This is a genomic window from Mucilaginibacter sp. A5337 (assembly GCF_059690695.1).
The window spans coordinates 316,206-330,703 of record NZ_JCAWEC010000006.1 but is presented as its reverse complement, the minus strand read 5'-3'; the positions used below and the strand labels follow the sequence as shown (position 1 = coordinate 330,703).

The window sequence follows — 14,498 nt, the reverse complement described above, 5'->3', positions numbered from 1 at the left end:
CTGTGGGGGACTTAACAAAAAAGGCCAGCTTTGCAGCCGGCCTTCGTGGATCATTCATAATGTCCTCGTAAAGAATAAACATTGATGGTTTCATCAACCACATCATAGATAATGCGGTGTTCGGAGTTTATTCGTCTCGACCACTTTCCTGTTAATTTATATTTGAGAGGCTCCGGTTTTCCTATTCCTTCAAAAGGATGGGCTTTCATATCATTAAATATCTGCGAGATCTTTTTTTGAATAGCCTTATTGCCGGATTTTTTCCAGTATTCAAAGTCCCTTATCGCTTTTTCGTATAAGTCTATTTCCATAGGTCGTCGGTGTTTACCCTAACGCCTTTTTTGCCTGCTTTTCTTGCCGCTTCGCCTGCTAATACCTGTTCAACAAATTCGGCATTGTATGAGCCTTTATCATGTTTCTCAAAATTGATTTTGAGCGCTTTTAAAAAAGCTTTTATTGCTGCTGACTGTTCTTTGTTTTCAGGATGTACAATGAATGTTTCCATATACAAATTTAATCAATAATATTTAATTGGCATTAACAAAGAAGGCGCCGTGATGGGCGCCTCTTCTCAGTAAAAAACAATTTTTAAATCCTTAACCACTTTTTCCTTACAATCAATTGCTGCTCGCTCGGGCTGTCAACAGTTACAATATTATATTTAACACGGTTACTCTTCAACAAGGTAACCGGGAGGATAATGGCTTGTCCATCGCGGGTTACAGTAACTTCGATTTTATCGCCGGGATTTTTACCATTAATCATAGTTGCAGCATCGGTAACCGGTGTGCCGTCAATCGCGGTGATCTCGTCGTTTACGTTAATGCCATCGATATAAGCAGCGGTGCCACGTTGTACGCCGGTCACAATGATTTTTTTATTGGCTGTTGTTGCGGTGATGACACCTAAGGCGGCGTCATTTTTATCGGCCAGCTCGTCAACTACCTTATAACCGGCATAACCCAAGTATTTATTATAGTTTATAGGGGCAAGGCCGTTGATGTAACTGGCATAAAAATCATCCAGTTTTTTACCTGCGAATTTTTCAAAGGCAGCTTTAAATTCAGCATCGGTATAACCACGTTTTTTGATCTTGTAATACTGAGTGTACATGTACTTCATGGCATCATCTAACGAGTATTTGCCCTTGCTATCGTTGATGATCTCCAAATCAAGCATCATACCGATGATAGCACCTTTATTGTAGTATGAAATAGTGGTATTGTTTGAGTTTTCGTTAGGGCGGTAAGCTTTGATCCAGGCGTCGAAGCTTGATTCGGCAACGGTTTGTACATCTTTACCGGGCAGGTTTTCAAGGATATTGAACTCGCCTTCCAGGGTATCAAAGTAGTTGCCTACAGGGAATAGCTGCGTGCGGCGAACAATGATGCCCTGATAATACTCTGTAAAGCCCTCGGCTATCCACAGGTTGGTAGTGTAGTTTTCGTTATCATAATCAAACGGGCCTAACACAATTGGGCGTAAGCGTTTTACATTCCACAAATGGAAATGCTCATGTGCTACAAGGCCTAAAAAGCTTTGATAGCCTTTGTCATTAGCGTAGTTATCGCGTGATGCTCCTAAAACGGTGGAGCTCAGGTGTTCCAGGCCACCACCGTTACGCTGACGGTTGTGTACTATAAATACATAATGCTTGTTGGGGTTTTCGCCAAAAACGGCGACTTCCTGGTCTACAATTTTATGGATGTCTGATTTCAATCTTTCCTTATCATAATTACCGCCGCCGTACATGCAAATTTCATAATGAACGCCGGATGCATCAAAGCCAAAAACATCCTGGTTGCCTACTTCGATAGGCGAATCGAACAGGATATCAAAATTGGGTGATAAACGGGTGAAGGGATCATTGTTAACCATGTCGAGGCTGGTTGAAACCTTATCCCAGTTTTTGTATGGTTTAATGTGGATGATAGCGGGCGAATGCAGCATGTTGGCCGGATAAATAAAGATACCGGTAGTTGAGAGGAAAGCATGTGATGCATCTATAAAGCTGGTACGTACCGAAAGTTCAAATGCGTAAACCCTGTATTTTACCGTTACCGCCGAAATTCCTTTTGTAACAATTTGCCAGGTATTCTTATTGATTTTGGGTGCTGCAATTGGCTTGCCGTTGGTTTCGGCATTTAATGATTCAATGTTTTTTGCGAACTCGCGTACCAGGTATGAGCCGGGCGTCCATACCGGCATTTTAAGTTCGAGGGTATTTTGCTGAAGGCCGGTAATGTGCATTTCAATATCAGCATAATGGGCCTGGGCTTCCGGAAACGAAACATTGTAGCTGATTTGAGCGTTGGCGGCCGCTTTGCTGATGGTAGTACTCATAATTAAAAGCGTTAGAAAAAATAACGTGCGTAGGTTGGTCAGTTTCATGGTCGCAATTTATAAAAATTATATAATCAGTTATGAATGTGGCATTACTGCACCCCAAACACCGTTGTAAAATGGTTGATACATGCAACTATTGTTAATATTATGCTATTAGTTTTACATCGATTTTTAAGTCGATGGAACTGATTGAACCTATTTCGCGCAAGCTGATCCGCTTAGGTAAACTGTACGTGGATGTACTGGTTAAACATACCACTCACCTGGATGTTACCCGGTACCATTACATACTTTCGCTCATTTACGTTCATGACGGTCAACTTACCCAAAATGCTTTGGCGCACCTGCTGGGCAAGGATAAATCGGCCATGGTGAATATCATCAACCTGCTTACCGAAAAAGGTTTTGTTTACCGCGAAAACAACCCGAACGACAGGCGGCAGCAACTGCTACGGGTTACCGATAAGGCAAAACTGGCCGTGCCACAGATCATCGAAACATTTGAAAATATCAACGCAGATAGTACCGAAGGCATATCCGAAGCCGATATGCAGGTATTTGAAAGCGTACTTAGCCGCATGCATAAAAATTTAAAACCATTAATATCACCCGAAACAACCCTACAAGCTAAGCCACACACGGATTAAACAAAGTATGAAAACGAAATATATTATTTACACGGCGCTGGCCCTGCTGGTTGCCTATTTAGTTTACAATAAATTTTTTAGCGAGGGGGCAAAGAAATCGGCCGCGGCTATGGCTTCGGGTAAGGGTGATAAGAAAAAAGGCGGTCCGGTAGGCGTTAACGTAATGATAGTTAAAGATACCGCCGTAAATAACATTATTGATATTACCGGTACCATTGATGCAAACGAAAAAGTGAGCCTGATAAGTCAGACAGCAGGTAACATTACCGGCATATATTTCAACGAAGGCACTAAGATAACAAAGGGGCAACTGCTGGTTAAAGTTTATAACCAGGATTTGGAAGCATCCCTGCAGCAAAACCAGTACCAGGTGGCATTGGCAAAACAACAGGAGAGCCGTAACCGCCAGCTGCTTCAAAAAGAGGCCATAAGCCAGGAAGAATATGATACCTCGTTAACTTCCTTAAACTCTTTGAAGGCTGCCGCCGATGTGATCAAGGCGCAGATTGCCCGTACCGAAATCCGTGCGCCATTTTCAGGCACTATCGGTTTAAGGAATGTGAGCCCCGGCAGTTATTTGTCGCCATCATCGCCTATTGCTGACCTGGTTAATATCGATCCGGCTAAGGTGACTTTTGCTGTGCCTGAAAGGTACCTTTCCATACTTGGCCCGGGAAGCAGGATCAGGTTCAAGACCGAAAGCTCGATGGAAAATTTTACAGGCACGGTATATGCCATTGATCCTTCCATTGATGCAAGCTCACGTACCATCACCGTGCGTGCTAAGGCGCCAAATCCTAAAGGCATCCTTACCGCGGGTAGTTTTGCCAAAATCAATTTAACACTTGATCAGATCCCTAAAACTATCCTGTTGCCAACAGAAGCTGTTATCCCCGATTTGAAAAGCAGCCTGGTTTGGATCTACCACAATGGCATAGCGGTATCAAAACCGGTAAAAACAGATCTGCGAACAGATACCAAGATCCAGGTTATTGAAGGGTTACAGCCCGGGGATAGTGTTGTTGTATCGGGCCTGATCCAAATGCGGCCGAAAGTGCCTTTGAAAATTTTAAAAGTTATTAAATAAACCAATATGAGTTTATCCTCAGTAAGTATTAAGCGGCCGGTATTGGCAACAGTAATGTCTGTGGTTATTGTTGTGTTTGGTATTATCGGCTATAAATTTTTAGGGGTGAGGGATTTCCCTTCGGTAGATCCGCCCATCATTTCGGTATCCACCAGTTACTCTGGTGCCAATGCCGATGTAATTGAATCGCAGATCACGGAGCCGCTTGAAAAATCCATTAATGGAGTACCTGGCATTCGTAACATCTCGTCAACCAGTTCGGTTGGGCAAAGCAATATCACTGTTGAGTTTGACCTTGATGCCGACCTGGAAACTGCCGCTAACGACGTGCGCGATAAAGTAAGCCAGGCCCAGCGCCAGCTGCCGCAGGATATTAACGCACCGCCGGTAGTAACCAAGGCCGATGCCAGCGCTGATCAGATCATTACCCTTACCGTAAGCAGTAATACCCGAAACATCAACCAACTGGATGATTACGCGGAGAATGTTTTGCTGGAAGGTCTGCAAACCATCCCCGGGGTAAGTACCATCAACGTACAGGGACAGCGCCAGTATGCTATGCGCCTGTGGATTGATCCTAACAAACTTTCGGCCCTTGGTGTTACGGCAACCGATATTGGTGCAGCTTTGGCTAAAGAAAACGTGGAGCTGCCTGCCGGTAAAATTGAAGGTAACAATACCGAGGTTACCATCAGGGCCTTAGGTAAACTGGCAACCGAGAAAGATTTTAACAACCTCATTATCCGTGCCGATAGCAGCAGGGTGATCAGGCTGAGCGATATAGGCTATGCGGTATTGGGTTCGGCGAATGAAGAAACCATCTTTAAAGAATCTGGTGTGCCGATGGTTGGTTTGGCTTTAGTGCCGCAACCGGGCGCTAACTATGTACAAATAGCCAAAGATTTTTACGCCCGTTTAGAGCAGATTAAAAAGGATCTTCCTCCGGATATTTCGGTAAAAGTGGCTTTGGATAATACCCGGTTCATTAACCAATCAATATCCGAAGTACAGGAAACACTCATTGTGGCCTTTGTGCTGGTGGTAATTATCATCTACCTTTTCTTCCGCGATTGGTTGATCGCTTTCCGTCCGCTCATAGATATCCCGGTATCACTGATCGGCGCGTTCTTTATCATGTACATTTTCGGTTTCTCCATCAATATATTAACCCTTTTGGGGATAGTATTGGCAACGGGCCTGGTGGTGGACGACGGTATTGTGGTAACGGAAAATATCTATAAAAAGGTAGAGGCCGGTATGGCAATCCGCAAGGCGGCTTTTGAAGGTTCGGCCGAGATCTTTTTCGCAGTTGTATCTACATCGGTTACGCTTGCAGCGGTGTTTTTACCTATTGTGTTTTTACAGGGCTTTACCGGCCGCTTGTTCCGCGAGTTTGCGGTAGTGGTGGCCGGGGCGGTGTTGATATCGGCATTCGTATCCCTGTCGTTAACACCGATGCTTAACGTGAAACTGATCCGTAAAAATCAAAAGAAATCAAAGTTCTACGAAAGAACGGAACCATTCTTTGTAAACATGATCAACTCATATTCTGAGTCGCTGGTTAAGTTTATGAAGCGCAAATGGGTGTCATTTGCCATTCTTGCTGCTTCAATCATTATCATTGGGGTACTGATAAAAGTTATCCCATCCGAGCTTGCCCCACTTGACGACCGCAGTCTGCTGCGTTATAGTGTAACCGGTTCGGAAGGTGCAACCTATGAGTACATGACCAAATACATGGACAAGGTATCTAACCTGGTTGAGGATTCAATTCCCGAATCAAACGTTAACCTTGAAATTGTTTCGCCATCATTTGGTGGCGGCGGCGCCTCAAATACCGGCTTCGGTAGGGTAGGGCTTGTTAACCCCGATGAACGGAAACGGACCCAGCAGGAACTTGCCGACTGGCTCAACGCTAAACTGAGGAAGATGCCCGATGCCCGCGCTATTGTGGTGCAGGAACAAACCATCAGCGGTGGTGGCTCGGGTTCCAAAACATCATTGCCGGTGCAGTACGTTATTCAGAACCAGGATTTTGAAAAGATCCGCAAGGTACTGCCAACGTTTTTTGCCGAGGTGTCCAAAAGCCCTGTTTTCCAGGGAACAGACGTTAACCTGAAATTTACCAAGCCCGAGCTGCGCGTAGTGACCGACCGTGAGCGCGCCCGCGATTTAGGTGTTTCAGTTGATGATATTGCTCAAACGCTGCAATTGTATTATAGTGCCGGCCGTTTGGATTATTTCCTGATCAATGGCAAACAATACCAGGTGATAGCTCAGGTTGACCGTGCCCATCGAGATCAGCCGCTTGATCTAAAATCAATTTATGTGCGAAGCTCAAAAGGTACATTAGTGCAGCTGGATAACGTAGTTAAAACAACCGAGGGAGCAACACCTCCGGCCATTTATCACTTCAACCGTTATAAATCGGCAACACTATCGGCTGGTTTGGCTCCGGGTTACACCGTTGGTGATGGTATCAAAGAAATGGACAGGATCTCCAAAAGCCTGCTTGATGATACTTTCAGTACTGCGTTAAGTGGTCCGTCACGTGATTATGCCGAAGGTTCATCGAACATCCTTTTTGCTTTTGGTTTTGCACTGTTATTGATCTACCTGGTACTGGCCGCCCAGTTTGAAAGCTTTATGGATCCATTTATCGTGATGCTTACTGTGCCGTTGGCTATTTCGGGTGCATTTTTATCACTGTGGCTGTTTAACCAAACGCTCAATATTTTCAGCGAGATCGGGATCATCACCCTTGTGGGCCTGGTAACCAAGAACGGGATCCTGATTGTGGAGTTTGCCAACCAGCGGATGGAGCAGGGGGTAGCCAAATACGAGGCTGTTGTTGAAGCTGCAACTGCGCGTTTACGCCCGATATTAATGACGAGTTTAGCCGTAGTGCTTGGTGCCGTGCCTATTGCGTTTGCCCTTGGCGCCGGTGCAAAAAGCCGTGTATCATTAGGTATAGTGATTATGGGCGGGATGTTGTTCTCTTTGGTTTTAACACTTTACATCATCCCGATGATGTACCTGCTGCTGGCCGCTAAAACCCGTAAAGACCATGACCATGATCCCGAGGATATGGCCGCCGAAGCCGAAATGGCCGAAGCCGCACGTCATCCGCATCACCATGAACCTAAACTGATCGAAAACCTGTAATATAATATGATGATCAAGAAAATAACCTGCCTGGTTTTTGGTTTCGCGATGGTGTCAACCATGGCCTCAGCCCAGCAGGATGCGCAGTTACTGACTTTAAAAGATGCGGTAGAAATAGCGCTGAAGAATAATTATAATATCAAGTTGTCGCAAAACAACTCAACAATAGCATCAAATAATGTAACATTGGGCAATGCAGGCGTTTTGCCGCAATTAACCGGAAATTTTACAGATAATAACAGCCGCCAGTCAACCAAGCAAACGCTTAGTACCGGTAAGGATAATAACATTAATGCACATAACTCAAACAATAGTTATGGCGTAAATCTTAACTGGACAATTTTTGATGGCTTCAATATGTTTGCCACTTATGACCAGTTGAAACAGCTTGATAAGCTTGGCGTTTTACGCTTACAGGATACTGTACAGCGCACAGTAGCCAACGTGGTTAATACTTATTATGATCTGATCAGTCAAAATGAACAGATCAAAGCGCTTAAGGGGGCCATAGGTATCTCACATACTCAACTGCGTATTGCTACAGATAAGTTTAATGTAGGCCGGGCATCAAGGCTTGATGTGCTTAATGCACAGGTAAATCTCAATACCGATACCGGCAACCTGGTTATCCAGTATCAGCTGTTCAAATCAACCAAAATACAGCTTAACCAGTTGCTTATCCGCGATTTGCAAACAGACTTTTCGGTGGCAGATACCATTGTGGTTGACGATAAACTCATCCTGGCTGATGTGCTTAACAATGCGCAGCTGCAGAACCCCGGCATACTATCGGCACAAATTAATCAGCGTTTGGCCGAGATCAACCTGAAACAGGTTCGCTCCACACGCTATCCGCAGGTGGGCTTAACATCAGGCTATGTATTCACCAACAGTAAAACGCCGGCAGGCTTTACGGTATCACAAAACGTGCACGGGTTTAATTACGGGCTTACGGCATCTATCAATATTTTTGACGGCTTTAATCAAAACAGGCGCGAAAAAAATGCAAAGATCCAGATTGACAATGCAGGTATCGCTGCCAAGCAAACCAAACTGAATATTGAAAGCCAGATTAACAGTTTGTTTGTAGCATATTTGTCTGGACTTGATTTGGTTAAGCTCGAAGAAGCCAACGTAAACCTTAACAAAAAGAACCTGGATATTACACTTGATAAATATAAGTTAGGCAATATTACTCCGCTCGAAGTTAGGGAGGCACAGCGTAACTATCTTGATGCACAATCAAAGTTTTTTGCTGCACAATACCAAAGCAAACAGGCCGAAATCATGTTAAAACAGATCACCAATAGCATTAACATCCAATAAAAAATATTTTAATAATAAGTTTAAAAACTTATTTTTGAAACATGACCGCCCCTTTTAAAACCTGCTTGCTTATTGATGATAACTACATTGATAACTTTATAACACGCCGGGTTTTAGAGAGCAGCAACTTTGCCGAAAATATCATTGTGCGTCAATCGCCAATGGAGGCTATTGAATCATTAAAAAACGGATCGGTAAACCCCGATGTTATTTTTTTGGATATCAGGATGCCTTTGATGAGCGGTTTTGAGTTTCTGCATGAATATGACGGTTTAGAAATTGCTAAAAAAGGAATAAAAATATATATGTTATCATCATCGCTTGACCCTACAGATATGAAGCAATCAAGCGATAATAAACATATAACCCAGTTTATTCATAAGCCACTTACTGTTAAAGCGCTCGAAGAAATTTGTCAATGATCTTAGTTGCAGATAGCGGATCATCAAAAACTGATTGGCTGCTGACCGTTTCAGACCAGGAAACCCGCTCGTTTCTTACCGCGGGGTTAAACCCTTATTTTTTAACCGAAAAGGAGATAGCCCGCATTGTGCTGGAGCAGGCCCCGGAAATGGTGGCGCTTGCTGCCGAGATTTCTGAAATTTATTTTTTTGGCGCCGGCTGCAGCAGTCCCGACAGGCACGAGATTGTATCCAATGCCCTGAGCACACATTTCGGCAAAGCTTATATCAGTGTTGACAGCGATTTGCTTGGGTGTGCTTATGCAACCTGTGGTCATGAAAAAGGTATTTGCTGTGTGCTGGGAACCGGGAGTAATATCTCTTTTTTTGATGGCGAAGACATTTATGACGGCCAGCACGGTCTTGGTTTTGTTTTGGGCGATGAAGGCGCCGGCACCTGGTTTGGCAAAAAGCTGGTTACCGACTTTTTATATGGCAATATGCCACACGATATCAATCAGAAATTTGATAAGGCCTACCACCTTAACAAGGAGATCGTAATCAAAAACGTATATCAAAAGCCTAATGCCAATACTTACCTGGCATCATTTAGTAAGTTTGTAAGTGAAATTAAAACTACCGAATACGGCCATTCCATGCTGGTTGATGGTTTGGTTGAATTTATTGAAACAAATATCAAATCATACCCCGAGTATCATAAGTATAAATGTCACTTTGTTGGCTCCATAGCTTATTCGTTTTCTGAAGAGCTTGTATCGCTGTGCCACCTGCACGGCGTAAAAACTGGCAAGATCATTAAACATCCTATAAACGACCTGATGACCTTTATCCTGAAAAGGAACGAAATGGCAACGGAAGAGTAGGGCTCAGGGAAATCGTTTTGTCGTTTAATCAACGAAGCGTTTTGTTTTGCCCCTCTGGGGCAAAGGGTATTTCTATACTTTTTATGCTACAAATCTTTTGCACCTCTGGTGCACCTGTATTTAAGTACATCTCAATTAAGGCCTGTTTAAAATCCTCCAGAGGGGGAAAAGGTTTGTAGACAATAACGTCCAACCCATTATCTGAACCCCAGAGGGGTTCAACTCGCGCATATTATCACTTACTATTGATTTGTGGGTTAACTTAAACTCACAGAGAGCCCAAAGAAGACATAATAGGCTCGTATCTTTTGTCATCCCAGCATAATAAAAAACAATTTAGGAACGATTGTTCCAAATTGCACATACATTTGCGGAACGATTATTCCAAAATTAAATTAATCTTCCATAAAATGAAAAAATTAGAGAACAAAGTAGCAGTTGTAACAGGGGCATCAAAAGGTATCGGTGCAGGCATAGCTAAAAGCCTGGCCTCAGCAGGAGCGGCAGTAGTTGTAAACTATGCGTCAGATAAAACAGGCGCCGATAAAGTTGTGGCTGAGATTGCCGCAAATGGTGGCAAAGCTATCGCTGTACAAGGCAGCGTAGCGGTAAAAGCAGATGTTGATCGGCTTTTTGCTGAAACCAAAGAAGCTTTTGGTGGTGTTGACGTTTTGGTAAACAATGCAGGTGTATATCAGTTTACGCCGATAGAGGCCGTTACAGAAGAAGAATTTCACCGTCAGTTTAATACCAACGTACTTGGTTTGTTGCTTGCTACTCAGGGAGCGGTAAATAACTTTGGTGATAATGGCGGTAGCATAATCAACATAAGCTCAACTGTAACCCGCATTACCCCACCACAAAGCGCTATTTATACCGGCACTAAAGGCGCGGTTGATTCTATCACACAGGTATTATCAAAAGAGCTTGGCCCTAAAAAAATCCGTGTAAACGCAATTAACCCGGGCATGGTTGAAACCGAAGGTACGCACACAGCAGGGTTTATCGGCAGCGATTTCCAGGTTGAGATTGAAAAAACTACACCGTTGGGCCGCATCGGTCAGCCGGATGATATTGCACCTGTTGCCGTATTCCTGGCGTCTGATGAGTCACGCTGGTTAACCGGCGAAATTATTCTTGCAAGCGGCGGTGTAAGGTAAATTACGCTGCTTAGGGCTATTTAGGGGCGCTAACGAGAATACAGATTAACAATTAACTAAAAATGAATAGCTTTGCCCACAAAACGGGTAAAGCTTTTCTGTTATGGCACGAAGTAAAGATTTTGATGAAGCCGAGGTGTTGAGCAAGGCCGTTTGCATTTTTTGGCATAAGGGCTACAATGGCACGTCTATGCAGGATTTGGTTGACGGTTTAGGTATAAGCCGCTCGAGCTTGTATGATACCTTTGGCGATAAACACGCTTTATACATTAAAGCTTTGGATAGCTATCAAAAGGCCGGGGGAAGCCAGATGTGTGATATTATCAATAATACAGCATCGGCCAAAGAGGCGATAAAGAAACTTTTGGAGCTTACTATGAGCACGCTGCTAAATGATGAGCAACGCAAAGGTTGTTTTATGGTAAATGCAGAAATTGAACTGGCATCGCTTGATGCTGAAGTTAAAAATGTGATATGCCGGAATGAGCAGCAGTTTGAAAACGCGGTTCTTAGTGCTATAAAAAAGGGACAGGAGAGTGGTGAGATCCGTAACACCCAGGATTCCCTTGCATTGGCCCGGTTCATAATGAATGCGGTAAGGGGCATGCAGGTATCTGCCAAAGCAACTGCCGACAAGGCTTTTTTTGATGATATCATCAAAACCACCCTATCAATACTTGATTAACGGTTTATGTGTTAAACTTTTAAGCCGTTAAGGTTTGTTTCTTCCTCAACCTCATTCCTAATAAAAATAATATGCCAACGCCAGCTAACGCACTGCCTGCTTGCGGGATATAATCGCCGTGTTTAACGTAGAAAGTAAGCTCGCTGTTAAGGTTAATATCCTGTTTGATGGCGGTTTTAACCCACCAGTCGGTGTGTTTAACCACATCGCCGCGTTGATTGATGAAGCCGGAAATACCGGTGTTGGCCGATTGACAAACCCAGCGGCGCGTTTCAATAGCGCGAAGTTTGGCGTAATCCAAATGCTGGTCTTTACCCGAGGTGTTTTCCCACCAGCCATCGTTGGTGATAATGGCGATAAACTGGGCTCCTTTTTTAACCGAGCGGGCAATATACCCTCCCCATATCGATTCATAGCAAATAACAGGATCAACCCCAATGCCGCTTTGGGAATAAAGCACTTTTGCATCCTTTTCGGGGGCATAATTGCCTGTGGCGCCACCTAAATGCTCAAATACGGGTTTTAAGAATGAAAGCGCATCTCCAAAAGGCAATGACTCTGCCCCGGGCACTAAACGCGATTTGTGGTAGGCTTGGATGCGGTCGCCATTTTCAATGTTGAGGGCTGTACTGTAAAAATCTGCAAACTGGTCGCCCCCCCATGGCGAAGGAACCGCTGTTGGTGTAGCGCGGTTGTTATACAGCCTGTATGTTTCAGCTCCGGTAACCAGGTTGCCGTTCGGGTACTTGCGTAAAAAGAACTGGGCTTGTTTAATAAAGTCGTTTTGGCCTATCTGATCTTCGTTAATATAAACAGGCGCTGGAATAGCCGTTTCGGGCCAGATAAAAAATTCGGTGTTGGGCTGTGCCACCTGTCTTGAAAGATGGATCAGGATATCAATTTGCAAGGCCGGAGGGATGGTACCGTCCTTTTCATATGGGTCGATATTGGGTTGTGCAATAACAATATTTGATGGGTTTACTTCTTCAACGTAATTGCTGTAAACCGATAGTGAGTAACCGATAGGCGCTGCTATCGCTATCAGCAAAGCTGCGGATAAAGCCATCCGTGTGTTTTTTGTTTGAGCTTCGCGAAAGCCAATGTAAATTAAAAAAACGAGGATATTTACAGCCCAGATCCATACAGTACCACCGTACACGCCGGTGTACTCATACCATTGCACCCACTGATGTGCTACGGCAAAGCCGTTACCAAGGGTCATCCATGGAAAGTAAAGATCCCAGCTTTGGTGCAGGTATTCGTATCCTATCCAAAAGCAAACCAGGCCAATGAGCGCTATCCAGCGGGGAGCAACCAATCTTAGTCTGTAATATAGCCAGAAAGCTGTTGCCATCAACAGTGGCCCAAGCGAATAGGGGATAAGCGTAATGGGAATAGCTACAACCTCGCCAACTATTTTAAGCGCATTGTAAACCCAGTAAACAGACAGTGAGTTCCAGATAAAAAATCCGATGAAAGTTACATTAAATACCCGTCTGCCTTTTTTAGGCCTGGCATCATTAATGATGTTTTCAATGGCCAGCAGCATAGGCACAAAGCCTATAAAAAGTAAAAATGTAGTATAAGGGGTAGGCGGCCAGGCTATCCATAAAAGTAAGCCCGATAGTATGGCTAATGGTAGGTTTTTTTTCATGTAGATGACAATGTATTATTCAGTTGTCGCTGTATTTATTCAGAACCGTCATTACGAGGTTATTTAGTTTATTTACTTATATTAACAATGCCATTGCGAGCGCAGCGTGGCAATCGCACGGAAGTACAGCCGTTCTGTATAGTATGTGATTGCTTCGTACCTTATAATGACGTGATCGTAAGTTGTTGATTATTAAATATATTTTAAAATCGATTTTATAACATGGGCGTTGCCTACGGCCCGGGCTTTCCGTTACAGGTCCTCGCTTTTCCTGCCCTCACTCCCTACACACGCTGTGGGCTTTACACTGCAATCCCTAACGCGGCCCCCGCACGGAAGCACAGCCGCTCTGTATAGCATGCGATTGCTTCGTTCCTCGCAATGACATACAGGAGAGCAGTTGCTTTATTCCTCCTCATCCCTTTCATATTTCCCCTTTGCCGGCTTAGCCGCCGCCCCCGCCACACATATTACAAACTCGCCTTTCATAGGGTGTGTTTCAAAGTATTGTTTTACTTCAGCCACGGTGCCCCGTACGGTTTCTTCAAACATTTTGGTAAGCTCGCGCGATACGGAGATCTGCCTGTCGGCCCCGAAATAAGTTGCCATTTCATCCAGTGTTTTTAACAAACGGTGGGGCGACTCATATAGTATGATGGTCCGTTCCTCTTCGGCTAAAAACTTGTACCGGGTTTGACGGCCTTTTTTCAGCGGTAAAAACCCCTCGAAACAAAACTTATCGGTAGGGAAGCCCGAGTTAACCAGTGCCGGCACAAAGGCGGTAGCGCCCGGCAGGCATTCCACGGCGATATTAAACTTTAATGCTTCACGTACCAGGAAAAATCCCGGATCAGAAATTGCCGGTGTACCCGCGTCTGAAATAAGCGCGATGTTTTTCCCCTGCAGCAAAAACTTAATGATCTCGTTGCTTGATTGATGCTCGTTATGCTGATGGTGTGCGAATACTTTTTGATGGATCTCGAAGTGTTTGAGCATCGGAGCAGAAGTGCGCGTATCTTCAGCCAGTATCAGATCCACCTCCTTCAACACGCGGATGGCCCTGAAGGTCATATCCTCCAGATTACCTATCGGGGTGGGGACTAAGTATAGTTTGCCAGTTGGGTTGTTCATGGTTCATAGATC

13 protein-coding genes are annotated in these 14,498 nt (G+C 44.3%); 8 read left to right on the top strand and 5 right to left on the bottom strand.

What is annotated here, in order from left to right:
• Nucleotides 1-50: 50 nt before the first annotated feature.
• From AC59JO_RS21765 to AC59JO_RS21755, 3 genes are all read right to left on the bottom strand, one after another.
• Entirely contained in the window at nucleotides 51-311 is a 261-nt protein-coding gene (locus tag AC59JO_RS21765) for a Txe/YoeB family addiction module toxin (protein ID WP_091210289.1), read from the bottom strand.
• A complete protein-coding gene (locus tag AC59JO_RS21760; protein ID WP_091210290.1) occupies nucleotides 302-505 on the bottom strand; it encodes a DUF2683 family protein in 204 nt (67 codons plus the stop codon). The genes AC59JO_RS21765 and AC59JO_RS21760 overlap by 10 nt, the downstream gene beginning before the upstream one ends.
• An 83-nt stretch (nucleotides 506-588) precedes the next feature.
• The gene (locus tag AC59JO_RS21755) at nucleotides 589-2,343 is read right to left on the bottom strand and encodes a M61 family metallopeptidase (RefSeq protein ID WP_497307956.1); all 1,755 of its coding nucleotides are present in this window, start codon (nucleotides 2,341-2,343) and stop codon (nucleotides 589-591) included.
• 182 nt (nucleotides 2,344-2,525) lie between these two features.
• On the opposite strand from AC59JO_RS21755, the gene AC59JO_RS21750 reads away from it, so the two are divergent.
• The 8 genes from AC59JO_RS21750 (at nucleotide 2,526) to AC59JO_RS21715 (ending at nucleotide 11,701) form a co-directional block, all read left to right on the top strand.
• The gene (locus AC59JO_RS21750) at nucleotides 2,526-2,993 is read left to right on the top strand and encodes a MarR family winged helix-turn-helix transcriptional regulator (protein ID WP_413670597.1); all 468 of its coding nucleotides are present in this window, start codon (nucleotides 2,526-2,528) and stop codon (nucleotides 2,991-2,993) included.
• A gap of 7 nt (nucleotides 2,994-3,000) precedes the next feature.
• Complete coding sequence (locus tag AC59JO_RS21745; RefSeq protein WP_497307954.1) at nucleotides 3,001-4,080, top strand: efflux RND transporter periplasmic adaptor subunit; 1,080 nt, start codon at nucleotides 3,001-3,003, stop codon at nucleotides 4,078-4,080.
• A 6-nt stretch (nucleotides 4,081-4,086) separates the two neighbouring features.
• A complete protein-coding gene (locus AC59JO_RS21740) occupies nucleotides 4,087-7,245 on the top strand; it encodes an efflux RND transporter permease subunit (protein ID WP_497307952.1) in 3,159 nt (1,052 codons plus the stop codon).
• Nucleotides 7,246-7,254: 9 nt separating this feature from the next.
• Nucleotides 7,255-8,571, top strand: a complete 1,317-nt coding sequence (locus AC59JO_RS21735) for a TolC family protein (RefSeq protein WP_497307950.1) — start codon at nucleotides 7,255-7,257, stop codon at nucleotides 8,569-8,571.
• Nucleotides 8,572-8,612: 41 nt separating this feature from the next.
• On the top strand, nucleotides 8,613-8,993 hold the full coding sequence (locus AC59JO_RS21730) for a response regulator (protein WP_110584211.1): 381 nt from the start codon (nucleotides 8,613-8,615) through the stop codon (nucleotides 8,991-8,993).
• Nucleotides 8,990-9,856: an N-acetylglucosamine kinase gene (locus tag AC59JO_RS21725; RefSeq protein WP_497307948.1), complete on the top strand. Its 867-nt coding sequence runs from the start codon at nucleotides 8,990-8,992 to the stop codon at nucleotides 9,854-9,856. Before AC59JO_RS21730 ends, AC59JO_RS21725 begins: the two co-directional genes overlap by 4 nt.
• Nucleotides 9,857-10,266: 410 nt before the next feature.
• Complete coding sequence (locus tag AC59JO_RS21720; RefSeq protein WP_091210298.1) at nucleotides 10,267-11,016, top strand: glucose 1-dehydrogenase; 750 nt, start codon at nucleotides 10,267-10,269, stop codon at nucleotides 11,014-11,016.
• 103 nt (nucleotides 11,017-11,119) lie between these two features.
• On the top strand, nucleotides 11,120-11,701 hold the full coding sequence (locus tag AC59JO_RS21715) for a TetR/AcrR family transcriptional regulator (RefSeq protein WP_413670602.1): 582 nt from the start codon (nucleotides 11,120-11,122) through the stop codon (nucleotides 11,699-11,701).
• 19 nt (nucleotides 11,702-11,720) lie between these two features.
• On the opposite strand, the gene lnt is transcribed toward AC59JO_RS21715, so the two are convergent.
• Both lnt and rsmI read right to left on the bottom strand, forming a co-directional pair.
• Nucleotides 11,721-13,355 (bottom strand): apolipoprotein N-acyltransferase, encoded by a 1,635-nt coding sequence (gene lnt / locus AC59JO_RS21710; RefSeq protein WP_497307946.1) that lies wholly within the window; start codon nucleotides 13,353-13,355, stop codon nucleotides 11,721-11,723.
• Nucleotides 13,356-13,760: 405 nt separating this feature from the next.
• Nucleotides 13,761-14,486, bottom strand: coding sequence for a 16S rRNA (cytidine(1402)-2'-O)-methyltransferase (gene rsmI, locus AC59JO_RS21705; protein WP_497307944.1), 726 nt, complete (start codon nucleotides 14,484-14,486; stop codon nucleotides 13,761-13,763).
• Nucleotides 14,487-14,498 lie beyond the last annotated feature (12 nt).

Bases quoted from the DNA above. Each gene is read 5' to 3' on its own strand.
- AC59JO_RS21725 (WP_497307948.1), top strand. From the start codon at position 8,990: ATGATCTTAGTTGCAGATAGCGGATCATCAAAAACTGATTGGCTGCTG.
- AC59JO_RS21715 (WP_413670602.1), top strand. From the start codon at position 11,120: ATGGCACGAAGTAAAGATTTTGATGAAGCCGAGGTGTTGAGCAAGGCC.
- AC59JO_RS21730 (WP_110584211.1), top strand. From the start codon at position 8,613: ATGACCGCCCCTTTTAAAACCTGCTTGCTTATTGATGATAACTACATT.
- AC59JO_RS21755 (WP_497307956.1), bottom strand. From the start codon at position 2,343: ATGAGTACTACCATCAGCAAAGCGGCCGCCAACGCTCAAATCAGCTAC.
- rsmI (WP_497307944.1), bottom strand. From the start codon at position 14,486: ATGAACAACCCAACTGGCAAACTATACTTAGTCCCCACCCCGATAGGT.
- lnt (WP_497307946.1), bottom strand. From the start codon at position 13,355: ATGAAAAAAAACCTACCATTAGCCATACTATCGGGCTTACTTTTATGG.
- AC59JO_RS21750 (WP_413670597.1), top strand. From the start codon at position 2,526: ATGGAACTGATTGAACCTATTTCGCGCAAGCTGATCCGCTTAGGTAAA.
- AC59JO_RS21745 (WP_497307954.1), top strand. From the start codon at position 3,001: ATGAAAACGAAATATATTATTTACACGGCGCTGGCCCTGCTGGTTGCC.
- AC59JO_RS21720 (WP_091210298.1), top strand. From the start codon at position 10,267: ATGAAAAAATTAGAGAACAAAGTAGCAGTTGTAACAGGGGCATCAAAA.
- AC59JO_RS21760 (WP_091210290.1), bottom strand. From the start codon at position 505: ATGGAAACATTCATTGTACATCCTGAAAACAAAGAACAGTCAGCAGCA.
- AC59JO_RS21740 (WP_497307952.1), top strand. From the start codon at position 4,087: ATGAGTTTATCCTCAGTAAGTATTAAGCGGCCGGTATTGGCAACAGTA.
- AC59JO_RS21735 (WP_497307950.1), top strand. From the start codon at position 7,255: ATGATCAAGAAAATAACCTGCCTGGTTTTTGGTTTCGCGATGGTGTCA.
- AC59JO_RS21765 (WP_091210289.1), bottom strand. From the start codon at position 311: ATGGAAATAGACTTATACGAAAAAGCGATAAGGGACTTTGAATACTGG.